The organism is Amycolatopsis sp. 195334CR, assembly GCF_017309385.1.
GTDB lineage: Bacteria > Actinomycetota > Actinomycetes > Mycobacteriales > Pseudonocardiaceae > Amycolatopsis.
Genome location: NZ_JAFJMJ010000001.1, coordinates 3,613,539 through 3,640,111 on the forward strand (window position 1 = coordinate 3,613,539; position 26,573 = coordinate 3,640,111).

General features: G+C 71.4%; 25 protein-coding genes. 18 read left to right on the forward strand and 7 right to left on the reverse strand.

Annotated features, from left to right (window positions below):
- Positions 1-3 precede the first annotated feature (3 nt).
- A complete protein-coding gene (locus tag JYK18_RS17735; protein WP_307796010.1) occupies positions 4-1,593 on the reverse strand; it encodes a DEAD/DEAH box helicase in 1,590 nt (529 codons plus the stop codon).
- A gap of 404 nt (positions 1,594-1,997) precedes the next feature.
- Between JYK18_RS17735 and JYK18_RS17740 the strand changes: the two genes are divergently transcribed.
- The 3 genes from JYK18_RS17740 to JYK18_RS17750 all read left to right on the forward strand — a co-directional run bounded on the left by JYK18_RS17740 (position 1,998) and on the right by JYK18_RS17750 (position 4,320).
- Positions 1,998-2,654 (forward strand): ferritin-like fold-containing protein, encoded by a 657-nt coding sequence (locus JYK18_RS17740; RefSeq protein WP_206803090.1) that lies wholly within the window; start codon positions 1,998-2,000, stop codon positions 2,652-2,654.
- 44 nt (positions 2,655-2,698) lie between these two features.
- Positions 2,699-2,929 (forward strand): DUF3107 domain-containing protein, encoded by a 231-nt coding sequence (locus tag JYK18_RS17745; RefSeq protein WP_206803091.1) that lies wholly within the window; start codon positions 2,699-2,701, stop codon positions 2,927-2,929.
- A gap of 146 nt (positions 2,930-3,075) precedes the next feature.
- The gene (locus JYK18_RS17750; RefSeq protein ID WP_307795939.1) at positions 3,076-4,320 is read left to right on the forward strand and encodes an acyltransferase family protein; all 1,245 of its coding nucleotides are present in this window, start codon (positions 3,076-3,078) and stop codon (positions 4,318-4,320) included.
- Positions 4,321-4,622: 302 nt separating this feature from the next.
- On the opposite strand, the gene JYK18_RS17755 is transcribed toward JYK18_RS17750, so the two are convergent.
- Together JYK18_RS17755 and JYK18_RS17760 are read right to left on the reverse strand one after the other, a co-directional pair.
- A complete protein-coding gene (locus tag JYK18_RS17755) occupies positions 4,623-4,955 on the reverse strand; it encodes a DUF4873 domain-containing protein (protein WP_206803093.1) in 333 nt (110 codons plus the stop codon).
- A complete protein-coding gene (locus JYK18_RS17760; protein WP_374195029.1) occupies positions 4,952-5,716 on the reverse strand; it encodes a TetR/AcrR family transcriptional regulator in 765 nt (254 codons plus the stop codon). The genes JYK18_RS17755 and JYK18_RS17760 overlap by 4 nt, the downstream gene beginning before the upstream one ends.
- A 74-nt stretch (positions 5,717-5,790) precedes the next feature.
- On the opposite strand from JYK18_RS17760, the gene JYK18_RS17765 reads away from it, so the two are divergent.
- Together JYK18_RS17765 and JYK18_RS17770 are read left to right on the forward strand one after the other, a co-directional pair.
- Positions 5,791-6,696, forward strand: a complete 906-nt coding sequence (locus JYK18_RS17765; RefSeq protein ID WP_206803095.1) for a diiron oxygenase — start codon at positions 5,791-5,793, stop codon at positions 6,694-6,696.
- Positions 6,693-7,577, forward strand: a complete 885-nt coding sequence (locus tag JYK18_RS17770; protein WP_206803096.1) for an alpha/beta fold hydrolase — start codon at positions 6,693-6,695, stop codon at positions 7,575-7,577. Before JYK18_RS17765 ends, JYK18_RS17770 begins: the two co-directional genes overlap by 4 nt.
- 74 nt (positions 7,578-7,651) lie before the next feature.
- Here the strand turns inward: JYK18_RS17770 and JYK18_RS17775 are convergent, their stop codons facing one another.
- The gene (locus JYK18_RS17775; RefSeq protein ID WP_153035660.1) at positions 7,652-8,281 is read right to left on the reverse strand and encodes a TetR/AcrR family transcriptional regulator; all 630 of its coding nucleotides are present in this window, start codon (positions 8,279-8,281) and stop codon (positions 7,652-7,654) included.
- Between the two features lie 120 nt (positions 8,282-8,401).
- On the opposite strand from JYK18_RS17775, the gene JYK18_RS17780 reads away from it, so the two are divergent.
- The 11 genes from JYK18_RS17780 to JYK18_RS17830 all read left to right on the forward strand — a co-directional run bounded on the left by JYK18_RS17780 (position 8,402) and on the right by JYK18_RS17830 (position 22,337).
- On the forward strand, positions 8,402-9,385 hold the full coding sequence (locus JYK18_RS17780; RefSeq protein ID WP_307795940.1) for an alpha/beta fold hydrolase: 984 nt from the start codon (positions 8,402-8,404) through the stop codon (positions 9,383-9,385).
- Positions 9,386-9,465: 80 nt separating this feature from the next.
- Positions 9,466-10,587 carry a DUF3152 domain-containing protein gene (locus JYK18_RS48010; protein WP_206803097.1) on the forward strand — a complete coding sequence of 374 codons (1,122 nt, stop codon included), beginning with the start codon at positions 9,466-9,468 and terminating at the stop codon, positions 10,585-10,587.
- A gap of 110 nt (positions 10,588-10,697) precedes the next feature.
- Positions 10,698-11,876 carry an adenylyltransferase/sulfurtransferase MoeZ gene (gene moeZ, locus JYK18_RS17790; RefSeq protein WP_206803098.1) on the forward strand — a complete coding sequence of 393 codons (1,179 nt, stop codon included), beginning with the start codon at positions 10,698-10,700 and terminating at the stop codon, positions 11,874-11,876.
- A gap of 42 nt (positions 11,877-11,918) precedes the next feature.
- Positions 11,919-12,725, forward strand: a complete 807-nt coding sequence (locus JYK18_RS17795) for a TIGR02569 family protein (protein ID WP_307795941.1) — start codon at positions 11,919-11,921, stop codon at positions 12,723-12,725.
- Positions 12,726-12,845: 120 nt separating this feature from the next.
- The gene (locus JYK18_RS17800; protein ID WP_206803099.1) at positions 12,846-14,891 is read left to right on the forward strand and encodes a molybdopterin oxidoreductase family protein; all 2,046 of its coding nucleotides are present in this window, start codon (positions 12,846-12,848) and stop codon (positions 14,889-14,891) included.
- Positions 14,888-16,327 carry an FAD-dependent oxidoreductase gene (locus JYK18_RS17805; protein WP_206803100.1) on the forward strand — a complete coding sequence of 480 codons (1,440 nt, stop codon included), beginning with the start codon at positions 14,888-14,890 and terminating at the stop codon, positions 16,325-16,327. Before JYK18_RS17800 ends, JYK18_RS17805 begins: the two co-directional genes overlap by 4 nt.
- A 17-nt stretch (positions 16,328-16,344) precedes the next feature.
- Positions 16,345-17,688: a NarK/NasA family nitrate transporter gene (locus JYK18_RS17810; RefSeq protein WP_206803101.1), complete on the forward strand. Its 1,344-nt coding sequence runs from the start codon at positions 16,345-16,347 to the stop codon at positions 17,686-17,688.
- Between the two features lie 11 nt (positions 17,689-17,699).
- Entirely contained in the window at positions 17,700-20,210 is a 2,511-nt protein-coding gene (gene nirB, locus JYK18_RS17815; RefSeq protein ID WP_206803102.1) for a nitrite reductase large subunit NirB, read from the forward strand.
- Positions 20,207-20,548 (forward strand): nitrite reductase small subunit NirD, encoded by a 342-nt coding sequence (nirD, locus tag JYK18_RS17820; RefSeq protein WP_206803103.1) that lies wholly within the window; start codon positions 20,207-20,209, stop codon positions 20,546-20,548. The genes nirB and nirD overlap by 4 nt, the downstream gene beginning before the upstream one ends.
- Positions 20,545-21,660: a uroporphyrinogen-III synthase gene (locus JYK18_RS17825; protein ID WP_206803104.1), complete on the forward strand. Its 1,116-nt coding sequence runs from the start codon at positions 20,545-20,547 to the stop codon at positions 21,658-21,660. Before nirD ends, JYK18_RS17825 begins: the two co-directional genes overlap by 4 nt.
- A gap of 2 nt (positions 21,661-21,662) precedes the next feature.
- Positions 21,663-22,337, forward strand: coding sequence for a sirohydrochlorin chelatase (locus JYK18_RS17830; RefSeq protein ID WP_307796011.1), 675 nt, complete (start codon positions 21,663-21,665; stop codon positions 22,335-22,337).
- 61 nt (positions 22,338-22,398) lie between these two features.
- Here the strand turns inward: JYK18_RS17830 and JYK18_RS17835 are convergent, their stop codons facing one another.
- A complete protein-coding gene (locus tag JYK18_RS17835; RefSeq protein WP_206803106.1) occupies positions 22,399-23,496 on the reverse strand; it encodes a winged helix DNA-binding domain-containing protein in 1,098 nt (365 codons plus the stop codon).
- 11 nt (positions 23,497-23,507) lie between these two features.
- Positions 23,508-23,903, reverse strand: coding sequence for a DUF3224 domain-containing protein (locus JYK18_RS17840; protein ID WP_206803107.1), 396 nt, complete (start codon positions 23,901-23,903; stop codon positions 23,508-23,510).
- 62 nt (positions 23,904-23,965) lie between these two features.
- Between JYK18_RS17840 and JYK18_RS17845 the strand changes: the two genes are divergently transcribed.
- Together JYK18_RS17845 and JYK18_RS17850 are read left to right on the forward strand one after the other, a co-directional pair.
- Positions 23,966-24,928, forward strand: coding sequence for a YafY family protein (locus JYK18_RS17845; protein WP_206803108.1), 963 nt, complete (start codon positions 23,966-23,968; stop codon positions 24,926-24,928).
- Complete coding sequence (locus JYK18_RS17850; RefSeq protein WP_206803109.1) at positions 24,921-25,718, forward strand: uroporphyrinogen-III synthase; 798 nt, start codon at positions 24,921-24,923, stop codon at positions 25,716-25,718. The genes JYK18_RS17845 and JYK18_RS17850 overlap by 8 nt, the downstream gene beginning before the upstream one ends.
- Here the strand turns inward: JYK18_RS17850 and JYK18_RS17855 are convergent.
- Positions 25,715-26,548 (reverse strand): siderophore-interacting protein, encoded by an 834-nt coding sequence (locus JYK18_RS17855; RefSeq protein ID WP_206804308.1) that lies wholly within the window; start codon positions 26,546-26,548, stop codon positions 25,715-25,717. The genes JYK18_RS17850 and JYK18_RS17855 overlap by 4 nt on opposite strands.
- Positions 26,549-26,573: the final 25 nt, after the last annotated feature.

Sequence of the window (26,573 nt, forward strand, 5' to 3'; positions counted from 1 at the left end):
TGCTCAGTCTGCCGAAGCCGGTGTGTCGGCCGTGTTGGCCGGGGCACCGGCGCGACGGCGACGACGGCGGCGCGCCGGGCGCTCCCCGTTCTCGCCCGCCGCGGATTCGGGCTTCTCGTTGGTGGCCGAGGCGTCCCCGTTGGGCTTGCTGCCCCCGGCCCCGCGGGTGCGGGTGCGGCGGCGCGGCCGGTCCTCGGCCTTGCCCTCGGCCGAGCCCTCCGACTTGGCGGCGTCGGCCGCCTCGATCGCGGCGGCCGCGTCGGCCCCGCCCCTGGTCCGGCGGCGCGGGCGGCGGGTGCGCTTGACCGGCGTCTCGGTCTCGGAACGGCCACCGCGGCGCTTGCCGCCGAGGTTCTCCTCCGGCTCGGCTGACAGCCCGGCGCGGGTGCGCTTGGCCAGCGGCAGCCTGCCCGAGGCGTCCTCCGGGATGCCCAGGTCGCTGAACAGGTGCTTCGAGGTGGAGTAGGTCTCCACCGGGTCCGGCTTGTCCAGGCCGAGCGTGTCCGAGATGAACTTCCAGCGCGCTTCCTCGTCCCAGTCGACCAGGGTGACCGCGACGCCGGTCTTGCCGGCGCGGCCGGTGCGGCCGATGCGGTGCACGTAGGTCTTCTCGTCCTCGGGCGTCTGGTAGTTGATCACGTGCGTGACGTCGTCGACGTCGATGCCGCGAGCCGCCACGTCGGTGGCCACCAGCACGTCGATCTTGCCCGCGCGGAACGCGCGCAGTGCCTGCTCACGGGCGCCCTGGCCGAGGTCGCCGTGCACGGCCGCGGCGGCGAACCCGCGCTCGGCCAGCTCGTCGGCGACCTTCTGCGCGGTGCGCTTGGTGCGGGTGAAGATCATGCAGAGGCCGCGGCCCTCGGCCTGCAGCACCTTCGCGATCAGCTCGGTCTTGTCCAGCGAGTGCGCCCGGTAGACGAACTGCGTGGTGCGCTCGTGCACCGCGCCCGCGTCGTTCTCCTCGGCGCGGATGTGCGTCGGCTGGTGCAGGAAGGTCCTGGCCAGGGTGATGATCGGGCCCGGCATGGTGGCCGAGAAGAGCATGGTCTGGCGCTCGTCCGGGACCATGCCGAGGATGCGCTCGATGTCCGGCAGGAAGCCGAGGTCGAGCATCTCGTCGGCCTCGTCCAGCACCAGGTTGCGCACCTTGCCGAGCACCAGGTGCTGCTGCTCGGCGAGGTCGAGCAGGCGGCCGGGGGTGCCGATGACCACGTCGATGCCCTTGCGGAGGGCGGCGATCTGCGGCTCGTACGGGCGGCCGCCGTAGATGGCCAGCGTGCGGATGCCCAGGTGCTTGCCGGCGTCGGTGAGGTCGCGGGCGACCTGGAGGCACAGCTCACGGGTCGGCACCACGATCAGCGCCTGCGGGGTGCCGTCGCCGGGGGTGACCACCCGGTGCAGCAGCGGCACGCCGAAGCCGAGGGTCTTGCCCATGCCGGTGCGGGCCTGGCCGATCACGTCGTCGCCGGCCATCGCCAGCGGCAGGGTCAGCGACTGGATGGCGAAGGTGCGCTCGATGCCGCTCTCGGCGAGCGCGCGCACGATCTCCGGGCGCACGCCGAACTCGGCGAACGTGGGGGCTTCCGGCTCCACCGGGGCACCGGCCTGGAGCGGGTGGGACGGGTCGGTCTCCGGCAGCCCGGTCTCGCTGTGCTCCAGCGCGATCGGATCGCTACCGGCAGTGATGTTCTCGTCGTGGTTTTCGCTTGCGGTCAGGGTGATCGCCTCTCTCGTACCAGCGCGCACAGCCTGGCTTCGTGACACTCGACCGCGGCCCGTGGCTCGCGGGAATGCCGTCGGTGTGGAGGCGTACGCACACATTTCACCGCTACCCCGGCGCGTCCGCCCCGGTCTTTCCGCCGGGGGACGCGCCGCCGTGGTGCGGCAGATCCTCTTGATCCAACGCGAAGTGTACCCCGCCGGATTCGGGAAACGACTACCCGCCGCGCCCGCCAGGTGATCTCGGTCACCCGTTGCGGGCGACTACGCTCACGGACGTGACCGACGGAAAAGACAAGATCAGCGAGGGTGTCGTCGATCTGCTGGGGGTGCTCGCGTACGGCGAGCTGTCCGCGTTCGACCGCCTCGCCGAGGACGCGAGATCCGCCCCCACGCTGGGCGGGCGCGCCGCGCTGTCGTGCATGGCGGCGGCCGAGATCGGGCACTACCAGCAGCTGTCGGAGTACCTGTCGAGGCACGGGCTGACGGTCGAGCGGGCGATGGAACCGTTCGTCCGGCCGCTGGACGCCTGGCACGCCTCGACGGCCCCGAAATCGTGGCTGGAATCACTGGTGAAGGCCTACGTCGGCGACGGGCTGGCGGCCGATCTGTACCGCGAGATCGCGCACTGGCTGGACCCGGAGACCAAGGACCTGGTGCTGACCGTGCTCGCCGACACCGGGCACTCCGCCTTCGCCGAGCAGGAGGTGGCCGCGGCCATCGAGGCCGAGCGCACCCAGCGCGACAAGCTCGCGCTGTGGGGGCGGCGGCTGCTCGGCGAGGCGCTGACCCAGGCCCAGTACGTGGTCGCCGAACGTGACGGGCTCGCCGAGCTGATCGTCAGCGGATCGGGTGACCTGTCCGGCATCGCCCAGCTGTTCCGGCGGCTCCAGCAGGGTCACACCAAGAGAATGCAGGTGCTCGGGCTCGGTTAGCCTGGCCGCGTAGGTTTCATCCCAGATCCAGGCGGAGGTCCCAGGTGGAGGTCAAGATCGGCATCAAGGACACCCCACGCGAGCTCGTGGTGTCCAGCGGCCAGTCCGCCGAGGAGGTGGAGAAGCTGGTGTCGGAGGCGCTGAACGCCGCCGACGGGCTGTTCCGCATCTCCGACGACAAGGGCCGCAAGTTCCTGGTGCCCGCCGACCGCATCGCGTACGTCGAGATCGCGCCGAACGACGCGCGCAAGGTCGGCTTCGCCGTCGGCGCCTAGTCGCTGACCGGGGGAGGCCGCCAGCGGCTTCCCCCGGAAGTGTTCAAATCGTTGTTTTTGCCACACTCTTAGCTCCATCTCAGCTACGCAGGGCACACTGTTTCGCGGGTCTGGGGGCCCGCTGGCCGTCGATGCGGAGAAATGAGGTGGACGGCGTCACTTCGGCACAGGCACGCGCCGGCGTGCTCGACGATGCTCTTCTGTCCGAGCGGCGCACGCTGCGGCTGACCGGGGTCGACGTCGCCAGGGGCGTCGCGGTGCTCGGCATGTACGCGGTGCACGTCGGCCCCCATCCCGCGCACGGCGGCCTGAACCTGGCGTTCCTGCCGTTCGAAGGCCGGTCCGCGGCGTTGTTCGCGGTGCTCGCCGGGGTGTCGATAGCGCTGATGTCCGGCGGTGAGGTGCCCAAGACCGGGCGGCCGTGGGCGCAGGTGGTGCTGCGGCTGCTGACCAGGGCCCCGCTGCTGATCGCGCTGGGGTTGTTCCTGACCAACCTGCACACCGGGTACCTGATCATCCTGGCCTACTACGGGGCCTGTTTCGTGCTGGCGATCCCGTTCCTGCGCCTGGGCATCCCGGCGCTGATCGCCGGGGCCGCGTTCTGCGCCACGGTGATGCCGTTCCTGTCCTTCGCCATCCGGTCGCACATCGCGCCGCGCGACCTGGTGCTGTGGATCCCGGACGCGACGATCGAGACGTTCAGCACCGCGTCGTTCGACTACATCCTGCAGGTGCTGCTGCTGACCGGGACGTTCCCGGCGGTGAGCCTGATGGCGTACATCTTCGCCGGGATGGCGATCGGGCGGATGAACCTGCGGTCGGAGCTGGTCTGCCGACGGCTGGTGGCCGGGGGCGCGATCACCGCGGCGGTGGCGTACACGCTGTCGTGGCTGGCCACGGACGTGCTCGGCGGGCGCGAGGAGATCTACCGCTCGCTGATCCCGGCGGCGGGCGCGGCCGGGGTGAGCCCGGCGGAGTTCTACGAGCAGAACGTGAACCAGTCGTTCGGCACGCCGCCGACCACCACGCTGGCCTGGGAGTTCGTCGCGAACGGGCACTCGTACACGCCGTTCGACCTGGTCGGCTGCATCGGCATCTCGGCGGTGGTGATCGGTGGCTGCATGCTGCTGGCGCGACGGCACGGCAGGCTGCTGCGGCCGATCGCGGACCTGGGCTCGATCGCGCTGACCGCGTACGCGGCGCACTTCGTGGCGATCTGGTGGTTCTTCCGGGAGAAGGACGCGTTCAGCCTGACGCACTGGCTGTGGTTCGGCGGGGTGGCGGTGGTTTTCGCGGTGGCGTGGAAGAAGTGGATCGGGCGGGGGCCGTTGGAGTGGGTGCTGCATCAGGCTTCGCGGTGGCCGGGGAAGTTGATTCCTCGGCGGTCGTGATGGGGGGCCACCCCGGTTTTTAGTGTGACTACGGCGAAGGCCGGTTAGTCAAGGCGGGAAAGATGCCTTGACTAACCGGCCTTCGCCGTGTTTTGGGCTGTGGACCGGGGATGGGGAGGGGATGGGTGGGCGGGTGGTTCTGTTTTGTGCCCGGCTGCCCGTTGGTGCCCGGCCTTGTGCCGTCCCGGTTGTCGGTTGGGCCCGTCTTGCGCCCGGCTGCCCGTTGGTGGCCGTCCTGTGTGTGCTGTGAATGTGGCATTGGCTGCGGAATGTGCTGTGAAAGCCACATTCACACCACGGAGCTAGGCGGTGGCGGCTTCGATCTCGTCCAGGGATTTCGGGACGTGGAAGGGTGGGGTGCTGGTGCCCATGATCCGGTAGCGGTCCCAGGTGTCCGGGTCGGACAGTTCGCAGGGGGCCGTGCCGTCCGGGGTGCGGATTTCCGCCTTCGTCTTCTTCCCACCCAGCAAAGTGGACAGTTCCGGGGACGCCGAGATCCGGCCGTACCAGTGGTAGTAGCCGTCGATCGGCTGGAAGTGGCCTCGCAGTTGGACCCGCACCGCGAGTTCCGTTTCCCCGACCACCACGGTCGCGTCGCCGGTGTAGCCGTCTTCGTCGTGTTCGTGCTCGCTCACGCCGTCTCGTCCTTTCCCCGTGCCAACTGCACGACCTTGTTCTGCTCCAGCGGCAGGTTCGGATCGACCACCACACCCCGCTGGCGCAGCAGCCCGTCGATCGCCGCCCAGATCAGCTGGGTCAGGTACTCGACCACGCTGTCGCGGCTCATCGACCGCCGTTCCAGCCACCACTCGCCGGTGTTCTGCACCAGGCCGACGATGCCGTGCGCCCACGGCTCCGCGGCGCCCGAGTCCATGTTGAACATCCGCATGTAGTCCCCGAGCAACGCGGTCAGCGCGGTCGCGATGAGTTCCTTGTCCTCGGCCACCACGTCCGAATCCACCGGCTTGTCCGGCCACGACCCGCGCGCCAGCAGGCGGTACAGGTTCGGGTGCTCCTCGATCACGCCGAAGAAGGCGTCCAGCGCCATGCGGATCCGGGGCAGGGGCGCGAGTTCGGCGTTGATCGCCGGGATCAGGCGCTCGAAGAGGATGTTCGTGCCGCGCTGGCCGAGGGCCACGAACAGATCAGCCTTGTCCTCGAAGTGCCGGTACAGCACCGGCTTGGTCACCCCGGCCTCCGCGGCGACGTCCTCCATGCCGAGGTCGGGGCCGTGCTGGTCGAGCGCCCGCAGCGCGGCCTCGACGAACTCCGCGCGCCGCGCGATGCGGTGCTTGCGCCAGCGGTCGCGGCGGGCATCCCCCGTTTCCGGCTCGCCGGACGACGACGCCGGCTGCTTGCTGGCTTGCTTGCTGTTGCGCTTGACACGGCCGACCATGTCTCGCATGCTACCAGAGGTAACTGTTACCTCAAGTTACACACAAGTGCGGGTGTGGGAAGGCAGGGTCGGCAATGACGCGGACGCTCAAGGACGCGGGTCGGGAGAAGACCGCGGAACGACTGCTCAAGTCTTCGGCGAACAAGTTCTACGACCCTGACGTCGACATCGACTGGGACGCGCCGCTGGTGCCGGGCAAGCGCTACATCCCGGAGCACCGCTCCAGCCTCTACGGCACGGAACTCTGGGAGAAGCTGACCCCCGAGCAGCGCATCGAACTCGGCAAGCACGAGGTGGCCAGCGTGGCCACCACCGGGCTCTGGTTCGAGATCCTGCTGATGCAGATGCTGCTCAAGGAGGTCTACGCGGCCGACCCGACCAGCAGTCACGCGCAGTACGCGCTGACCGAGGTGGCCGACGAGTGCCGCCACTCGACGATGTTCGCGCGGATGTCCGCCCGGATCGGCTGCCCGGTGTACGGGCCGGTGCCCGCGCTGCGCCAGCTGGCCAAGCTGATGCCGGCGATCAGCTACGGTCCCGCCCGCTACGGCGCCATCCTGGTCGCCGAGGAGGTGCTGGACCGGCTGCAGCGCGAGCAGATGAACGACCCGGACATCCAGCCGCTGGTGCGCATGGTGAACCGGATCCACGTGCTGGAGGAAGCCCGTCACGTGACCTTCGCGCGGGAGGAGGTCGCCCGCGGCATGGCCAAGCTGAACCGGGCCGAGCTGGTCTACCAGCAGTTCCTGATCGCGTTCATCTCCTACTTCGTGACGCGCTCGTTCATCAACCCGAACGTCTACAAGGCGGTCGGCATCCGGCCGCGTGACGGGGTCGAGGCGGCGCTGACCAACCCGAACTGGCACCAGACCATCGGCTGGGCCGGCGACAAGATCATGCCCTTCCTCCAGGAGGCGGGCATGGTCGGCAAACCGGGGATGTACTTCTGGAAGAAGTCGTTCCTGCTCCCGGCCCGATGAGCGCGCGCGAGTTCGTCACCGCCGACGGCACGCCGCTCCACCTGGAGCTGAGCGGACCGGACGACGCCGCGGTGACGCTGGTGCTGGTGCACGGCTGGACGCAGGACCTGACCTGCTGGGAACCGGTGGTCCAGCGGCTGCCGGGACAACGGCTGCTGCGCTACGACCACCGCGGGCACGGCCGGTCGGCACCGGCGAAGAAGGGGACGGCGACGATCGAGCAGATCGCCGACGACCTCGCCGAGGTGCTCGAAGCGGTGGTGCCCGACGGCAAGCTGGTGCTGGCCGGGCACTCGATGGGCGGGATGACGATCATGGCGCTGGCCGAGCGCCATCCGGAACTGGTGTCGCGCCGGGTCGCCGGGGTGGCCTTCGTGGCCACCTCGTCCGGCGAGATGAACCAGCTCACCCTGGGCCTTCCCGGACTCGCCGGGCGAGGGGTGCCCAGGGTGGAACCGCGGGTGCGCACCCTGCTCGAACGACGGCGCAAGGACACCCTGCCGGGCAGGCCGGGCTTCCTGGCGCCGTTCACGCGGTGGCTCGCGTTCGGGCGGGGAGCGGCGCGGGCCGACGTGCTGGACGTCGCGGCACAGGCCCTGCGCGCGCATCCCGCGAGCATCGCCGGCTTCCTGGAGGCGATCACGCGGCACGACCGCCGGCTCGCGCTGGCCGCACTCCGCGGCACGCCGGCGGTCGTGCTGGCCGGCCAGCTGGACCGGTTGTGCCCGGTGCCGCACGCGCGGGTGATCGCGGACGAGCTGCCCGCCGCGGAGTTCGTCTACTTCCCGAAGGCCGGGCACATGCTGCCCTACGAACGCGCCGACGAGGTGGCGGCGCGGATCCGGGCCCTGCTGAAGGTCCCGGTGCTCGCCGCGGTCTGAGCCGCTCGAATGCTATGAGTGGGGCATTACTTGCATTCAACGCAAGTAATGCCCCACTCATAGCATTGGCGGGGTCAGGAGTGCTGGAGGGGGAAGCCGGCGCCGATGCCGCGCCAGGCCAGGGTGGAGGTCAGCGCGACCGCCTCCTCCCGGCTGATCGAGCTGTGGTTGGCCAGCCAGAACCGGGCGCTGACCTGGCTCAGCCCGACCAGGCCGACGGCCAGCAGGCGGGCGCGGTCCTCGTCGAGGCCGGCGTCCGAGGTGATCGTCTCGGTGATCGCGTCCACGCTCGCCGAGGTCGCCCGGTCCACCGCCTGCTGCACGGCGGGCTCGCCGCGCAGATCCGACTCGAAGATCATCCGGAACGCCCCGGCGTCGCCGTTGACGAAGTCGAAGAAGGCGCCGACCGTGGCCGGGACGCGCTGCTTGTTGTCCGTGGTGGAGTCGAGCGCCGCGCGCACCCGCCGCACCAGCTCGTCGACGTGGCTCTCCAGCAGCGCGATGTAGAGGTCGAGCTTGCCGGGGAAGTGCTGGTAGAGCACGGGCTTGCTGACCCCGGCCTGCTCGGCGATCTCGTCCATCGCCGCCGCGTGGTAGCCGTTGGCGGCGAACACCCGCTGGGCGGCGGTCAGCAGCTGGGCCCGCCGTTCCGTGCGAGGCAGCCGCACCTGCGTTCGCGGGGTGCTTTGAGCCGCTTCCGTCATCAGTCCCTCCAGACCATCTCGCCTCGCGCGGGGGTCACCACGGCCGAAGCGTCCCCCTGACATTACTCGTCGGTACTGATCGAACGCCAAGCGTCCGGCCAGATCAGGCATTCTGGAGCAGTGCCGCCGACTACCCCCAACGGCAGAACGCCGATCACCCATGTGCCGCTGAGCACCACCCCGCTGCCGTCGCTCGACCCGCACGTGGCGCCGTGGCCAGGCAAAACCGAGGAAATCGGCGGCATCGGGCTGCACCTGCGCCGGACACCGGGCGCGGACGGGGCCCTCGCGGTCTACGTCCACGGCCTCGGCGGCTCGTCGACGAACTGGACCGAGCTGTCGGCCCTGCTGGCGCCCTTCGCCACCGGGATCGCGGTCGACCTGCCCGGGTTCGGCTTCTCCGAGCCGCCCGCCGAGTTCGACTTCGGCCTCAACTCGCACGCCGCGCTGCTCGCCGAGTTCCTCGACGGCCTCGGCAAGGGCCCGGTGCACCTGCTTGGCAACTCGATGGGCGGGGCGATCGCGCTGCTGGTGGCCGCGCGCCGGCCCGAGCTGGTGCGCACGCTGACGCTGATCTCCCCGGCCATGCCGGACCGCCGGGTCGACCACCGGCGGCTGTCCGACCCGCGGATGGCGCTGGCCTACCTGCCGTTCGTCGGCAAGCGGGTCCGCCACGCGCTGGCCTCGCTCGGCCCGGAGGAACGCGCGAAGCAGGTGATCAAGCTGTGCTTCGCCGACCCGGCCGCCTTCCCCGAGCGGCGGCTCGCCGAACTCGCCGAGGAGCACAGCGCGCGGGCCGAGTTCGCCTGGGCGGCGCCCGCGATGGCCAAGAGCACCTTCGGCATCTTCCGCGCCTGGTTCAGCCGGGGCCCGGCCTCGCTGTGGGCCGCGGCGGCGGAGGTGACCGCGCCCACCCTGGTCATCTGGGGGGAGAAGGACCGGGTGATTTCGGTGCGGCGCGCATCACGGACGGCGACGCTGGTGCCGCGTGCCCGTCTCTTCGTGCTCCCACGAACGGGCCACGTGGCCCAGATGGAACGCCCGAATGCCGTAGCGAAGGCCGTGTTGGGTATGTGGGAGCGTGTCGAAGCCGACCGCTGGTAACCCGTTCGGGTGAGGGATTTCCGGGGTGTCGGGCGCCGGTCGGCGACGGCATAACGTTTTGGATATGGCACCCTGGACGCGTGGCGAACCGGGTGACGAATGGCGCGCGAGGCGGCGGTGAACGGTCGCCGCACTCCTCGTCGGCCCGTCGCTCCGACCGCTACGGCAGCTACCACACGGGCAGCGGACGAGCCGTTCGCGCCGGTGAAGAGCGTTACCGCCCGGGGTCCCGGCGCACCGCCGCGGAACCGCTGAGCGCGTCGTGGCGCCCCCGCGAGGAGGAGCCGGAGCCCGCGCCGAAGCGCGGCAAGGTCGGCAAGCTGACCAAGACCTACGGCTGGCGCGTGTACGCGCTGCCGGTGCTGGCGGTGGTGACCGCGCTGGTGGTCTTCGACACGGCGACCAGCCCGCCGGAGACGCCCCCGGTGGAGCAGGGCTCGACCACGCTGGCCGGGGAGGGCCCCGGGACCAACGGCGAGGGCGAGGCCGCGCCCGCCGGTGCCGAGCTGCCCGCCCCGCAGAACGACCTGAACATCCCGACCGCCGACCTGCCGGAGGGCAAGCCCTACGCGCAGAAGGGCGAGGGCACCTGGCACGTGGTGCCCGGCAAGTCGGAGCCGTACGGCAGCGGCGGCAAGCTGTGGAAGTACACGATCGAAATCGAGGACGGCATCCCGCCGGACGACATCGGCGGTGAGGACACCTTCGCGAACACCGTGCAGGGCATCCTGTCCGAGGACCCGCGCGGCTGGGCGGGCAGCGGGCAGCTGCGGCTGCAGCGGGTGGACAACAGCGACCCGTCGGCCGACTTCAAGGTCGCGCTGACCACTTCGGACACCGCGAAGCAGGTGTGCGGCTCGTCCATCCCGTACGAGGCCTCGTGCCGCAAGGGCGACACCAAGCAGGTGGTGATCAACCTCGCCCGCTGGGTGCGCGGCGCCAAGGCGTTCAGCTCCGACCTGCTCGCCTACCGCGAGTACGCGATCAACCACGAGGTCGGGCACGCGCTGGGCCACGGCCACATCGGCTGCGGCAAGGACGGCGACCTGGCCCCGGTGATGATGCAGCAGAGCTTCGGCGTGGCCAACGACTACGTGGCCAAGCTGAACAACGTGCCCGGTGGCGACCGGAACTCGGTGCCCGCCGACGGCAAGGTCTGCAAGCCGAACAGCTACCCGAACCCCGGAGCGCAGGCGGGCTGAGCCCGCCACCCCGTCCCATCAGGTGGACGCGGGGAAGACCGCGCCGGATTCGTGCGTTAGTGATACTGGTACGCGAAGCAACTCCGCGCGAAGTATGGAGGTCCACCACGATGTCAGGCACGCTGCCGCCGCTCGTCGAGCCGGCCGCCGAGCTCACCAAGGACGAGGTGGCCCGCTACAGCCGGCACCTGATCATCCCGGATGTCGGGATGGACGGGCAGAAGCGGCTCAAGAACGCCAAGGTGCTGGTCATCGGCGCCGGTGGGCTGGGCAGCCCGGCCCTGCTGTACCTGGCCGCGGCCGGGGTCGGCACGCTGGGCATCGTCGACTTCGACGTGGTCGACGAGTCGAACCTGCAGCGCCAGGTGATCCACGGGCAGAGCGACGTGGGCAAGCTGAAGGCCGCCTCCGCGCAGGAGTCGCTGGCCGAGACCAACCCCAACGTGAAGGTCCACCTGCACACCGAGCGGCTGGAGAGCTCGAACGCGCTGGACATCTTCCGCGACTACGACCTGATCGTCGACGGGACGGACAACTTCGCCACCCGCTACCTGGTCAACGACGCCGCGGTGATCCTCGGCAAGCCGTACGTCTGGGGCTCGATCTTCCGGTTCGAGGGCCAGGTCAGCGTGTTCTGGGAGGACGCGCCGAACGGCAAGGGGCTGAACTACCGCGACCTCTACCCCGAGCCGCCGCCCCCCGGCATGGTGCCCTCGTGCGCCGAGGGCGGGGTGCTCGGCGTGCTGTGCGCCTCGATCGGCTCGATCATGGTGAACGAGGCGATCAAGCTGATCACCGGCATCGGTGAGCCGCTGCTCGGCCGCCTGATCAGCTACGACGCGCTGGAGATGCGGTACCGCGAGGTCAAGATCCGCAAGGACCCGGACACGCCGAAGATCACCGAGCTGATCGACTACGAGGCGTTCTGCGGGGTGGTCTCCGACGAGGCGCAGCAGGCCGCGTCGAACAGCACGATCACCGCGGCGGAGCTGAAGGCCAAGTTCGACAACGGCGACAACTTCGAGCTGATCGACGTCCGCGAGCCGCACGAGTACGAGATCGTGAACATCAAGGGCGCGAAGCTGATCCCGAAGGACCGGATCCTCTCCGGCGAGGCGCTGGCCGAACTGCCGCAGGACAAGCCGATCGTGCTGCACTGCAAGTCGGGCGCGCGCTCGGCGGAGGCGCTGGCGGCGTTGCACCAGGCGGGCTTCAAGGACGCCACGCACGTCGGTGGCGGTGTGCTCGCGTGGGCGCGCCAGGTCGACCCGAGCCTGCCGACCTACTAAGGATCCCTTGATCCCCAGCCCGGGCGCGATAGCGTGCGGGGTGTGACCGCACCGGCCCCGAGACGCCAGCCCCCGCCGCCGCACGCCATGGCGGCGTTCGGGGCGAAGGGCGCCGACCCGGAGCCGATGCCGTCCGGACTGGGCTGGCGGTGCGGTGACCTGGTGCTCAAGCCGGTGCACGACCGCGCGCGAACGCTGTGGCAGGCCCGCACGATGGAGCGCATCACGCTGCCCGACGTGCGGGTCGCCCGGCCGGTCCGGTCCACCGACGGCCGGTCGATCGTGGCCGGCTGGACGGCGTGCCGGTTCATCTCCGGCACGCCGCAGCCGCGGTACGACGAACTGGTGCTGGCTGCGGTGAAGCTGCACCAGGCGACCGCGGCCGAGCCCCGGCCGGACTTCCTGGCCGGGCGCCGCGACGTGTACGCCGTCGCCGACCGGATGGCCTGGGAAGAGGCCGAGCCGGAGCTCGACGAGCGGAAGGGCGGCGGCTGGTTCGAGGTGCTCGCCGGGGCGCGCCGCCCGGTGCACGGGCCGGACCAGCTCGTGCACGGCGAGTTGTTCGGCCGCGTCCTCTTCGACGGCGACGAGCCGCCCGGCATCGTCGACTTCGAGCCGTACTTCCGGCCCGCGGAATGGGGCGCCGCGGTGGCCACCGTGGACGCGCTCGCCTGGGGCGGCGCCGACCCGCAACTCCTGCAGCGGTGGGCACATCTGCCCGAGTGGCCCCAGCTTGTGTTGCGCGCCACACTGTTCCGGCTGGCGATCATCGCGCTGGACGCCGAGTTCACCCCGTCCTCACTGGATGGCCTGCGCGTGGCCGCCCGTGAGGTCAGCGCGCTGCTCTGAAACTCCGGAACTTCACCGCCTCACCGCCGTGATCGTCCGGGCAATGTCAAACGCCTGAAACATTCGGTCGTTTTCGAGTAACAAGCGCTCCTTACCGTCGAGACCGGCGGAAGGAGGCCGATGACCGCGATCAGCGAGCCGGTGACCAGCACTGCGACGCACTGCCCGTACTGCGCGCTGCAGTGCGCGATGGCGGTGCGCGGCACCGAAACCGCGCCGGCGGCCGACGGCGGGCTCTGCCAGAAGGGCTGGACCGCGGGCAGCCTGCTGCGGTCCCCGGCGCGCCTGACCACCCCGCTGATCCGGGTCGACGGCGAACTCCGCCCGGCGAGCTGGGACGCGGCGCTCGACCTGGTCGCCACCCGGTTGGCGGAGTTGAAGCACGAGTACGGCGCGGACGCGAACGCGGTGTTCGGCGGTGGCGGGCTGACCAACGAAAAGGCGTACCTGCTGGGGAAGTTCGCCCGCGTGGCGCTCGGCACCTCGCAGGTCGACTACAACGGACGGTTCTGCATGTCCTCGGCGGCCGCCGCCGGGATGCGCGCGTTCGGCCTCGACCGCGGACTGCCGTTCCCGCTGGAGGACCTCGCGGAGGCGGACGCGATCCTGCTCGTCGGCTCGAACCCGGCCGAGACCATGCCGCCGTTCGCGCGGTACCTCAAGCGCGGCCTGATCGTGGTCGACCCCCGGCGCACGGCGACCGCCGAACTGGCCGAACTGCACCTGCAACCGGCTCCCGGCACCGATCTGGCGCTGGCACTGGGCATCCTGCACGCGGTGGTCGCCGACGGCCTGCTCAATCAGTCCTATGTGGACGAGCGAACGACCGGTTTCGAAGCGGTGTGGCGGATCGCGGCGGCGTGGTGGCCGGAACGCGTGGAGCGGATCACCGGGGTCTCGGCCGCCGACCAGCGCGCGGTCGCCGCCCGGCTGGCGAACGCGCGCAACGCCTACGTCCTCACCGCACGCGGTACCGAGCAGCACGCCAGCGGCGCCGACATGGTCAGCGCGTGGATCAACCTCGCGCTGGCACTGGGCCTTCCCGGCCGCGCCGGCTCGGGTTTCGGCTGCCTGACCGGGCAGGGCAACGGGCAGGGCGGCCGCGAGCACGGGCAGAAGGCCGACCAGCTGCCCGGGTACCGGCGCATCGACGACCCGGCCGCGCGGGCGCACGTGGCCGGGGTGTGGGGCGTGGCACCGGAATCGCTGCCCGGTCCCGGTCGCTCGGCCTACGAACTGCTGGACGCGCTGGGCACCGTGAACGGCCCGCGCGGGCTGCTGGTCTTCGGCAGCAACGTGCTGGTGTCCGCGCCGCGGTCGGCGCGGGTCGCGGATCGGCTGGCCGCACTGGACTTCCTGGTGGTCGCCGATCTGGTGCTGTCCGAAACGGCCGCGCTCGCCGACGTTGTGCTGCCCATCACGCAGTGGGCCGAGGAGGAGGGCACGATGACCAACATCGAGGGGCGGGTGCTGTTGCGCCGCCGCGCGATCGATCCGCCCGAAGGCGTCCGCACCGATCTCGACGTGCTGTCCGGCCTGGCGAGCAGGCTCGGGCAACCCGACGGCCGGTTCCCGGTGGACGCCGAAACCGTCTTCGACGAACTCCGCGCCGCCTCGAAGGGCGGCCTCGCCGACTACTCCGGGGTGAGCTACGACCGGCTGCGCGCCGGGGAACGGCTGCACTGGCCGGTTCCCGAGCGGGACCACCCCGGTTCCCCGCGCGTGTTCCTCGACCGCTTCGCGCACGCCGACGGCCGGGCGCGGTTCCACCCGGTCGACCACCGCGGCCCCGCCGAGCCGACCGACGCCGAATTCCCCTTGCAGGCCACCACCGGCCGCGTGCTCCAGCACTACCAGTCGGGGGCGCAGACCAGGCTGGTCGAGGAGCTGACCGACGCGGTGCCCGAGGCCTTCGTCGAGGTGCACCCCGACACCGCCGCGCGGGCCGGGCTGGCCGACGGCGACTGGGCCGAGGTCGAATCCCGGCGCGGTGCGGTGAAGGCCCGCGTCCGCTGCGTCGCCTCGATGCGGCCCGACCTGGTGTTCCTGCCCTTCCACTTCCCCGGCGCGCAGCGGGCGAACCTGCTCACCAATCCCGCGCTCGACCCGACCAGCCGCATGCCGGAGTTCAAGGTGTGCGCGGTCCGGCTGGCGGGTGCGCGATGACCCGCGAAGTGGTGGTGATCGGCTACGGCATGGCCGGGGCCAGGGTGGCCGAGGAAATCCGGCGCCGCGACCCGGCCGGTGCCCGGGTTTCGCTGACCGTGATCGGCGCGGAGTCCTACCCCGCCTACAACCGCGTGCTGCTCTCCGGCGTGGTCGCCGGCACCATGCGCCCGGAATCGGTGTGGCTGCACGACAACGAGTGGGCCAAGGAGAACGACGTCGACCTCCGGGTGGGCACCGCGGTGGCGCGGATCGACCGGGCGGCCCGCCGGGTCGAACTGGCCGACGGGTCCACAGTGGACTACGACGCGCTGGTGCTGGCCACCGGTGCCGCGCCGTGGCTGCCGCCGGTCGAGGGGCTGACCACGGAAACCGGTGAGCCGTCGCCGGGGGTGGTCCCGTTCCGGACCCTGGCCGACTGCGAACGCATTCTCGACGCGGCCGGGGTGGGCGCGCCGGTGGCGGTGCTCGGCGGCGGGCTGCTCGGCCTGGAGGCCGCCCGCGGCCTGGCCGGGCGCGGCAACCTGGTCACCGTGGTGCACCCGGTCGGGCACCTGATGGAACGCCAGCTCGACCCGGAAGGCGGCCGGGTGCTCGCGGAAACCCTGCGAGGGATGGGCATCGAGTTCAAGCTCGGCGCGACGGCGGCGCGGTACCTGCCCGGCGACGGGCTCAAACTGGACGACGGTTCGTACGTCCAGGCGGATCTGGTGGTGGTCTCGGCGGGGGTCCGCGCGGACACCGCGCTCGCCCGTGAAGCCGGACTGGCCGTCGACCGCGGCGTGCTCGTCGACGACTCCCTGCGCACCAGCGACGGGCGGGTGTTCGCCATCGGGGACTGCGCCCAGCACCCGGGCACGGTGTCCGGACTGGTGCAACCCGCCTGGGAACAGGCGGCCGTGGTGGCCGATCTGGTCACCGGAGAGAACACCGCCACCCGCTACCGCGGCACCCCGGTGGTGACCCGGCTCAAGGCGCGCGGGGTGGACCTGGCGGCGTTCGGGGACACCGACGCCGCCGGGGCCGAAGTGCTCAGCGTGTCGGACTCGAGCCGGGGCCGGTACGCGAAACTGCTGGTGCGTGAGGAAAAGGTGGCCGGGGCGATCGTGCTCGGCCTGCCCGACGCGGCGGCGAACCTCACCCAGCTCTACGACCGCGGTGCCCGGCTGCCCGAGGACAAGCTCGCGCTGCTGCTCGGCCGCGCGCTGCCCGGACCGGGCGAAGCGGCGGCACCGTCGGTGAACCCGGCCAACCTGCCCGCCTCCGCGGTGGTCTGCCGCTGCAACTCGGTGACCAAGGGGCGGCTGGTCGAGCAGTGGCGGGCGGGGGCCACCGACGTACCCGCGCTGGCCGCGGCGACCAGAGCGACCACCGGCTGTGGTGGCTGTGCCGATGCCGTCCGGGGCATCGCCGGCTGGCTGGCCGAAACCTCCTGAACGGCGAAAGGCACTACATGCGCACGAAACCCTGGATCCAGCACTGGGAACCGGAGAACGCGGAGTTCTGGGAGTCCACCGGCAAGCGGGTGGCCCGGCGCAACCTGTGGTTCTCCATCTTCGCCGAGCACGTCGGCTTCTCCATCTGGACGCTCTGGTCGGTGATGGTGCTGTTCATGGGGCCGGAGTACGGCTTCTCGGCAGCGGACAAGTTCCTGCTGGTGTCCACCCCGACCGTGGTCGGCGGGCTGATGCGGTTGCCGTACACCTTCGCGGTGGCCAGGTTCGGCGGTCGCAACTGGACGGTGATCAGCGCGGCGCTGCTGGTGGTGCCGACCACGCTGGCCGCGATCGTGATGGAGCCGGGCACCTCGCTGGGCACCTTCCTGCTGGTCGCCGCGCTCGGCGGGGTCGGCGGCGGCAACTTCGCCTCGTCCATGACCAACATCAACACCTTCTACCCGGAACGGCTCAAGGGCTGGGCGCTCGGGCTGAACGCGGGCGGCGGCAACCTCGGCGTGGCGGCGATCCAGCTGGTCGGCCTGCTGGTGATCGGCACCGCCGGGGCGATGGCCCCGCGCCTGGTGCTGTTCATCTACCTGCCCCTGATCGTGCTGGCCGCGTTGTTGGCCTACCTGTACATGGACAACCTGGCCAGCGTGCGCGGGGACACCAAGGCCATGCGCGAAGTGGTCAAGGACAAGCACACCTGGGTGATGTCGTTCCTCTACATCGGCACCTTCGGCTCGTTCATCGGGTACAGCTTCGCCTTCGGCCTGGTGCTGCAGAACCAGTTCGGCCGGACCCCGCTGCAGGCCGCCGCGGTGACCTTCCTCGGCCCGCTGATCGGCTCGCTGATCCGGCCGGTGGGCGGCACGCTGGCCGACCGGATCGGCGGCGCGAAGGTGACGCTGTGGACCTTCGGCGGGATGGCGGTCGCCGCGGTGGGCGCGATCCTGGCGTCCAACGCCAAGTCGCTGGGGCTGTTCACCATCGCCTTCATCGTGTTGTTCGTGCTCTCCGGGATCGGCAACGGGTCCACCTACAAGATGATCCCGGCGATCTTCCGCGCCAAGGCGCAGTCGGCCATCGAGACCGGCGCGTCCGAGACGGCCGAACTGCTGCGGGCGCGGCGCCTGTCCGGTGCGCTGATCGGCCTGGCCGGCGCGATCGGCGCGATCGGCGGGCTGTTCATCAACCTGGCCTTCCGCGCCTCCTTCGCCGGTACCGGCGGCGGGGTGCCCGCGTTCGTCGCGTTCGGCGTGTTCTACCTGATCTGCGCCGGCGTGACCTGGGCCGTCTACCTGCGCCGCGAAGGCGTGCGCTCGCCGAGCCCCGCGTTGGCCGGGGCCGGGGTCTGAAAGGAGCTGTGATGCGGACACTGGTTGTCGCCGGGCACGGCATGGTCGCCCACCGGCTGGTCGAAGGGGTGCGGGCGGGCGAGAGCGACTGGCGCGTGGTCGTGCTGGCCGAGGAGTCGCGCCCGGCGTACGACCGGGTCGCACTGACCTCCTATGTGGACGGATGGGACGCGGAACTGCTGGCGCTGCCCGGTTCCGACTACGCCGGTGACCCGATGGTGGAGTTGCGCCTCGGGGATCCGGTGGTGTCGGTCGACCGCGAGCGGCGGGTGGTCCGCACCGAAGCCGGGTTCGAGCAGCCCTACGACGCGCTGGTGCTGGCCACCGGGTCGAAGCCGTTCGTGCCGCCGGTGCCCGGCCACGACCTGCCCGGCTGCTTCGTCTACCGGACGATCGAGGACCTCGACGACATCCGCGCGGCGGCCGGGGCTTCCGGTCAGACCGGTCGAGGTCGCCGGTCGGCGATGGTGGTCGGCGGTGGCCTGCTCGGCCTGGAGGCCGCGAAGGCGTTGCGGGACATGGGACTCTCGCCCCACGTGGTGGAGATGGGCCCGCGCCTGATGCCGTTGCAGGTGGACGACGGTGGCGCCGGCCTGCTCCGCGACCTGGTCGCCGCGCTGGACGTGACCGTCCACACGGGAACGTCGGCCAGCGTCATCGAGGCCGACGGCGACCGCCTGCTGGCCAAGCTGGCCAACGGCACCGAGCTGGACCTGGACCTGGTGGTGTTCTCGGCGGGCATCCGCCCGCGTGACGACCTGGCCCGGTCGAGCGGGCTGGAGGTCGGCGAACGCGGTGGGGTGCTGGTGGACAACCGGTGCCGCACCAGCGATCCGGCGGTCTTCGCGATCGGCGAGTGCGCGGCCGTGGAGAACCGCGTGTACGGCATCGTCGCGCCGGGGTACGCGATGGCGGAGATCGTCGCGGCGCAACTGCTCGGCGGCGACGGCGAGTTCGGCGAGCAGGACATGTCGACCAAGCTGAAGTTGCTCGGCGTCGATGTGGCCAGCTTCGGTGACGCGCACGCGGCCACCGAAGGCGCGCGTGAGGTGGTCTTCGCCGATTCGATCGATGGCTACTACAAGAAGCTGGTGGTCTCCGAAGACGGCAAGTCGCTGCTCGGCGGGGTGCTGGTCGGGGACGCCTCGCAGTACACGATGCTGCGGTCGTTCGTCGGCCGCGCGCTGCCCGCGTCCCCGGGTTCGATGCTCGCGCCGTCCGGTGGTGGCGAGGGCGTCGGCGTGGACGCGCTGCCGCCGGACGCCCAGGTCTGCTCGTGCAACGGCGTGACCAAGGCGGCGATCACCGACGCCATCCTCGAACACGAGTGCACCGACGTGCCGAAGCTCAAGGCCTGCACGCGAGCGGGCACGGCCTGCGGTTCGTGCGTGCCGATGCTGTCGAAGCTGCTGGACTCGTGCGGGGTCGAGCAGTCGAAGGCGTTGTGCGAGCACTTCTCCTTCTCCCGCGCGGAACTGTTCGAGATCATCAGCGCCACCCGGATCACCACCTTCGGCGAGCTGATCGGGCGGCACGGCACCGGCACCGGCTGCGCGATCTGCAAGCCCGCGGTGGCCTCCATCCTGGCCACCCTCGGCAACGGGCACATCCTCGGCGGCGAGCAGGCCACCCTGCAGGACACCAACGACCGGTTCCTGGCGAACATCCAGCGCAACGGGTCGTACTCGGTGGTGCCGCGCATCCCCGGCGGGGAGATCACCCCGGCGAAGCTGAAGGTGATCGCCGAGGTGGCCGAGGACTTCGGGCTGTACACCAAGATCACCGGCGGGCAGCGGATCGACCTGTTCGGCGCGACGGTGGACCAGCTGCCGCTGATCTGGCGGCGGCTGGTGGACGCCGGCTTCGAGTCGGGGCACGCGTACGGGAAGTCGCTGCGCACGGTGAAGTCGTGCGTCGGCTCCACCTGGTGCCGGTACGGCGTGCAGGACAGCGTCGGCATGGCGGTGGAACTGGAGCTGCGGTACCGCGGCCTGCGGTCCCCGCACAAGCTGAAGGCGGCGGTGTCCGGGTGCGCCCGTGAATGCGCCGAGGCCCGCGGCAAGGACTTCGGCGTGATCGCCACGGAGAACGGCTGGAACCTCTACGTCGGCGGCAACGGTGGCACCACGCCGCGGCACGCGCGGCTGCTGGTGTCCGATGTGGACAGCGAGACGCTGTTCCGCACGATCGACCGGTTCCTGATGTTCTACGTGCGCACCGCCGACCGGCTCCAGCGCACCGCGCCGTGGATCGAGGAGATGGAGGGCGGCCTCGACCACCTGCACGACGTGATCGTCAACGACAGCCTCGGCATCTGCGAGGAGCTGGACGCCGCGATGCTGAAGCACATCGACACCTACGCCGACGAATGGCGCGGCGTGCTGGAGGACCCGGAGAAGCTCGCGCGGTTCACCTCGTTCGTGAACGCGCCGGGCACGCCGGACCCGACCATCTCGTTCCGCGTCGAACGTGAGCAGAAGGTGCCCGTTTCACTGGGGATCCCGGAGGTGGCAGCGCGATGACCGCGATGCAGGAGCGAACCTGGCTGGCCGTGTGCCCGCTCGAATCGGTGCCGCTCGGCGCCGGGGTGGCCGCGCTGCTGCCGGACGGGGCGCAGGTGGCGATCTTCCGCGCGGACGACCGGGTGTACGCGTTGTCCAATGTGGACCCGTTCAGCGGGGCCGCGGTGCTCTCGCGCGGCATCGTCGGGGACCGCGGCGGGGTGCCGGTGGTGGCCTCGCCGATGCACAAGCAGTGCTTCGAGCTGGCCACCGGCCAGTGCCTCGACGATCCGGAGGTGCGGGTGGCGGCCTACCCGGTGCGGGTGGCGGACGGCACGGTGGAGGTGGGCGGGCCATGACGGCCCTGCCACCGCTGGCGGGTTTCGCCATCGGGATCACGGCGGCGCGCCGGGCGGACGAGCTCGGGGCGCTGTTCGTGCGAAAGGGGGCCACCGTGCGGTACGGCCCGGCGATCCGGATCGTGCCGCTGTCCGACGACACCGAACTGCACGCCGCCACCCGGCGGCTGCTGGACGAGGCACCGGACGTGGTGGTGGCGACCACCGGCATCGGCTTCCGCGGCTGGATCGAGGCGGCCGAGGGCTGGGGCCTCGGGGACGCCGTGCTGGCGCGGCTCGGTGAGGCGGCGGTGATGGCCCGCGGGCCGAAGGCGAAGGGCGCGGTGCGGGCCGCCGGACTGTCCGAAGTGTACTCCCCGGAGTCGGAGAGCAACGCGGAGTTGTTGCAGCACCTGCTCGGTTCCGGGGTGGAGGGGCGCCGGGTGGCGGTCCAGCTGCACGGTGAGCCGTTGCCGTTCTTCGTGGAGTCGTTGCGCGCGGCCGGGGCCGAGGTGATCGAGATCCCGGTGTACCGCTGGGTGGGGCCCGCCGATCCCGTCCCGCTGGAGCGGCTGCTCGATTCCGTGCTGGAGGGCGGGATCGACGCGATGCCGTTCACCAGCGCGCCCGCCGCGGCGAGCATGTTCGCGGTGGCCAGGCGGACCGGGCGGTACGCGGAACTGGTGGACGCGCTGACCCACCGGGTGGTGGTCGCGTGCGTCGGCCCGATCACCGCCGCGCCGTTCGCCGCGCTCGGGATCCCGGTGGTGCAACCGGAACGCTCGCGCATCGGCGCGCTGGCACGCACGCAGTCGCAGGCGCTGCTGGACCGGGTGCCGCGGTGGCGGGTGGCCGGGCGCGAGGTGGAACTGCGCGGGCAGGCGGTGGTGGTGGACGGCGAACTGCGGTCGCTCGCTCCCGCGCAACTGGCCGTGTTGCGGGCGCTCGCGCGGGAGCCGGGCCGGGTGGTCTCGCGGCGGCAGCTGATGACCGTGCTGCCCAGCGGCGGCGACGAGCACGCGGTGGAGACGGCGGTCGGCAGGCTGCGGACTTCGCTGGGTGAGGGAAAACTGGTGCAGACCGTGGTCAAGCGGGGTTACCGGCTGGCCGTGGAGAAGGTGGGGATCGCTTGATCGTGCTGGTGGCACACGGAACCCGGGCACCCGCCGGGGTTCGCGTGATCTCGGAGCTGGCGGAACTGGTGCGGGAGCGGGTCGACGTGGAGGTGCGCGTCGCCTACGCGGACGTGCTCCAGCCCGACGTGACCAGCGTGCTCAGGGAGGTGCCGGGCACCGCCGTGGTGGTGCCCGCGTTCCTGGCGTCGGGGTACCACGTGCGGACGGACATCCCAGCGCAGGTCGAGGCGAGCGGGCACCGGTCGGTCAGCGTCACGCCCGCGTTCGGGGCGGCGCCGGAACTGCTCGACGTGCTCGAACAGCGGCTGGTCGACGCGGGTTACCGCGAGGGCGACGCGGTGGTGCTGGCCGCCGCCGGCTCGAGTGATCCCCGTGCGCTCAGCGAGGTCCGGGTGGCCGCGCGGGCGTTGCGCGCCAGGCTGGGCGTGCCGGTGCGTGTCGGTTTTGCCGCCACCGCAAGGCCTTCCGTGGCCGAGGTGGTGGATTCGTTGCGCTGGCACCGGGTCGCGGTGGCGTCGTGGTTGCTGGCGCCCGGCTTGTTCCACCGGCGGCTGGTCGACTCGGGCGCGGCCGTGGTGGCGGAACCGCTCGGCGCGCACCCCGCGATCGCCGAGCTGGTGGTCCGGCGGTACCAGTCCACCCTCACGGCGGCTCTGCCGAGGAAGGCGTGCTGAGCACGAACGAGGTCTCCCGCGCGAAAGGTGACGTGCGAAGGCCGTCCGCCACCGCGCCCGGTCAGGACCAGGCCACGGTGTGCAGCGTGAGCCCGCGCGCGGCGGCGACCACTTCGGCTTCCTGGGCGACGCGGGCCCGGACGTCCGGGGCCAGCGGCCAGAACGTGGACACCGTGACGGTGAGCCGCTTCCCGGAGGTCTTCGGGCGCCAGACACCGGCGATCTCCCCGTCGGCGAGCACCGCGCCCGGATTGCCGAGGATCTTCCAGAGCTCCTTCTGGTGTGCCTTCTCCGGCACCAGCAGATCGCGATCCCGGGACTGGAGCAGCGGATCCGACGGCGGCAGCAGGCGCACGACGTCGGGTTCCGGCGGGTTCTCCAGCAGGGGCAGCGAATCAGCGGGCAGGTAGCGCTTCTTCTTGTCCAGCTGGACTTCCACCAGCTCCGACGGCCACATCTCCTTGGCGACGGTGGCCGTGGTGCCGGAGAAACCACCCGCGTCGCCGTGGGTGGCCGGGCCGTGCAGGCGGAGGTAGGCCGCCATGACCGCGGTCGCGGCCGGTACGTCCAGCTTGGTGGGCACCGGGCCGCGGTTCTTCAACGGCGTCAGCGTGGCCGGGGTCGCGTCGGGCACGAGCGCGATCCCGGCGAGCGGCGCGGCCAGGCGCATCAGCTGTTCGAAGATGTGCGTGACCCCGCAGCCGCGGCACCAGACCGAGAGGCCGTCCGGCACCAGCTTGGTGACCGCGGTGCTGGCGGCGCCCTTGGTCATCGTCTTGCCGACGGCCTTGCGCAGGGCCCGCGCGGCGACCGTCAGCGCCTCGGCGGCCGGGACCCCGGCCCGGGCGACCTGCGTGCGCTGCCACCCCATCCGGGCTTCGGCGTCCACTTCGGACAGTGGGACCAGGCCGGCCACCAGCTTCTTCAGATCGCCGCGCCGGTGCAGGTGCGGAGCGCCGCGGTGCGACCAGAGCAGGGCGAAGCGCTCGTCGTCGGCGACGGCCGGGGTGGACAGGCGCGCGGCCAGCGCGATGGCCGGGCCGCCGCGCTGGTTGTCCTGCACCCCGAGATCGAACACCGCCAGTTCGTGCGGATCGGCCGTCTCACGGTGCAACCCCTGCGCGGCGATCCGATAGGCGAGGACCTGCTGCCTGTCCACAAGCGACCCTCCTAGATGGAGTGCTCGAAGGTGTAGTGCACCGCGCACTCGCCCTTGGCGCCGGCGATGGTGCCGGTGCCCCGCAGGCCGGTCAGCTCGCCGGTGCCCGAGCCGTCGACCACGGTGAACGTGCCGTTGATGCCGGTGTTGTCGAAACCTACCTCGTGCCGGATGACGAAGCTGCCCTTGCGGCCGTCGACCGAGCCCTCGATCCGCTCGAACCCCGGTGCGGCGTAGCCCGCGCCGTCGTAGCCGGGGCCGGAGTAGTACAGCAGGTAGTCGACCGAGGACTCGCCCTCGATCAGGCCCGTGTAGGTCATGACGGCGTGCGCGTGGGCGTACCGGGGCTGGTCCTCGGCACCGCTGACCACGCTCTCGTCCCAGGTCTTCGTCGAGAAAGTATTCATGGGGAGCACTCTGCCGCCCTTACCTGACAGCTTGTGTCAGGTTTTCCGTCATACTGGCTTTCATGCGGGCGAGCAGATTGCTGTCGGTGTTGCTGCTGTTGCAGAACCGCGGCCGGATGACGGCCGACGAGCTCGCCGCCGAGCTGGAGGTCTCGGTGCGCACGGTGTACCGGGACATCGAGGCGTTGTCGGCGGCGGGCGTGCCGGTCTACGCCGACCGCGGGCGGTCCGGCGGTTACCAGCTCGTCGACGGGTACCGCACGCGGCTGACCGGCCTCACCGAGGAGGAGGCCCGGTCGCTTTCGCTGGCCGGGTTGCCCGCGGCGGCCTCCGAACTGGGGCTCGGCACCGTGCTCGCCGCGGCCCAGCTGAAGCTCTACGCGGCACTGCCCGCCGACCTCCGCGACCGCGCGGCGACCGTCTCCCAGCGCTTCTACCTCGACGTTCCCGGCTGGCACCGCGGGATCGAGAGCCTGCCGCAGCTGGCGGAGGTGGCCGAGGCCGTCTGGCAGACCCGACGGTTGCGGATCGACTACCGGCGCTGGGGGAACCAGCAGGTCACCCGCGAGATCGAGCCGCTCGGCCTGATCCTCAAGGGCGGCAACTGGTACCTCGCCGCGCGGTGCGAGGACAGCGACCGGACCTACCGGATCTCCCGCATCGAGGCGCTGACCACGCTGGAGCCGTTCACCCGGCCCGCCGATTTCGACCTCGCCGCGTACTGGCGGGACTGGTCCGAGCAGTTCGAACGGCGGATGTACCCGCGGACCGCGGTGGTGCGCCTGTCCCCGCTCGCCCGGGTCCTCGTACCGTTCTACCTGGGCGGTGTCGGCGCGCGGGCGCTGGACACGGCCGACGAACCGGACGAGGACGGGTGGATTCGGATGGAGCTGCCGGTGGAGCAGGGCCGCCCGGCGATCGGGGAGCTGCTGCGCTTCGGGCCGGGGCTGCAGGTGCTGGAACCCGCCTCGCTGCGGGATGAACTGGCGGAGGCGATCCGGGAGATGGCGGCGCACTATGGGTGAACTTTCCGGGGTCACCATCGGGATCACCGCCGAACGCCGCGCGGAGGAGTTCATCACCGCGCTGGAACGGCACGGCGCCTCGGTGCGGCACGCACCGACCATCCGGATCGTGCCGTTGCCGGACGACGCCGTGTTGCGCGCGGCGACCGACGCCGTGCTCGCCGCGCCGGTCGACCTCACCGCGATCACCACCGGCGCCGGGTTCCGCGGCTGGGTTTCCGCGGCCGAGGGCTGGGGTGTGGCCGAGGACCTGCTGACCCGCCTCGGTGCTTCACGCGTGGTCGTGCGGGGGCCGAAGGCGATGGGCGCGGTGCGCGGGCTCGGCTTGTCGGAGGACTGGTCGGCCCCTGGCGAGACGAACGCGGAGCTGTTCGAGCACCTGCTGGCGTCGGGCGTGGCCGGCCGGCGGGTCGCGGTCCAGCTGCACGGGACGCCGTTGCCGGAGTTCACCTCGCGGCTGGCCGACGCCGGGGCGGAGGTGGTCGAGGTGCAGCCGTACCGGTGGCAGTGGCCGTCGGACCTGGACCCCGCGCACCGGCTGATCGACGACCTCATCGGCGGTGAGGTGCGGGCACTCGCGTTCACCAGCGCCCCGGCCGCGGCGAACCTGCTGACCCTGGCCGGAGACCGCCGGGACGCCCTCGTCGACGCGTTGCGGAGTCACGTCGCCTGCGCGTGCGTCGGCTCGGTGACCGCGGCCCCGCTGACCGAGCTGGGCGTGCCGACCCTGCAACCCGACCGCCCTCGGCTCGGGGCGCTGGTCAAGCTGCTGGTGCGCGAACTCGGTTAGACGTCGTCGGCGGGTTCGGGTTCGCCGGATTCGATGCGCCGCACGCTTTCCCGGCCGACCTCCTCCTCGCTCTTGCCCTGCCGCCAGTAGCCGGTGAAGGTGATGGCCCGCTTGGTGATGCCGCGGTCGCGGACCAGGTGGCGCCGGGTGAACTTGACCAGGCTCGCCTCCCCGGACAGCCACGCGTACGCCGTGCCGTCGGGCAGCGAGGCCGCGCGGACCGCATCGAGCACGGCCTCGCCGTGCGGCCGCGTGCCCCGGTGGACCCAGGTGATCTCGACGTCCTTGGCGGCCGTGTCGAAGGTCTGCTCCTCCTCCGGCCCGGACACCTCGACGAAAGCCCGCAGCACGGCGTGCTCCGGCAGCCCTTCGACGATCGCGCCGACCGCGGGCACCGTCGACTCGTCGCCGACCAGCAGCTGCCACTCGGTGTCCTCGGGCACCGAGTACAACGCGTGCGGCGGGGCCAGGAAGATCAGCTCGTCACCGACGGCGGCGTGCTCGGCCCAGGTCGACCCCGGACCGGCGTCGTGCAGCACGAAGTCGACGTCCACCGCGCCCGGCCGGACCGCGCGCAGGGTGTAGGTGCGCATCGGCGGCCGTTCGGCGTCCGGCATCGCGAGGTAGACGCGGTACCAGGAGAGCACTTCCGAGTCGCCGTCGAGCGGCGGCGGCAGCACCGGCCGCGCCTGGCCGGGCGCCGGGAAGAACAGCTTGACGTACTGGTCGGGCCCCACGTCGTCGACGTCGACTGCCACGTCGAAACTGATCCGGGCCATGTGCGGGGTCAGCCGCCGGACGGCCGACACGCGCAGCGGGTGGTACGTCATACTCGCCATTAGGCAAGGCTAACCA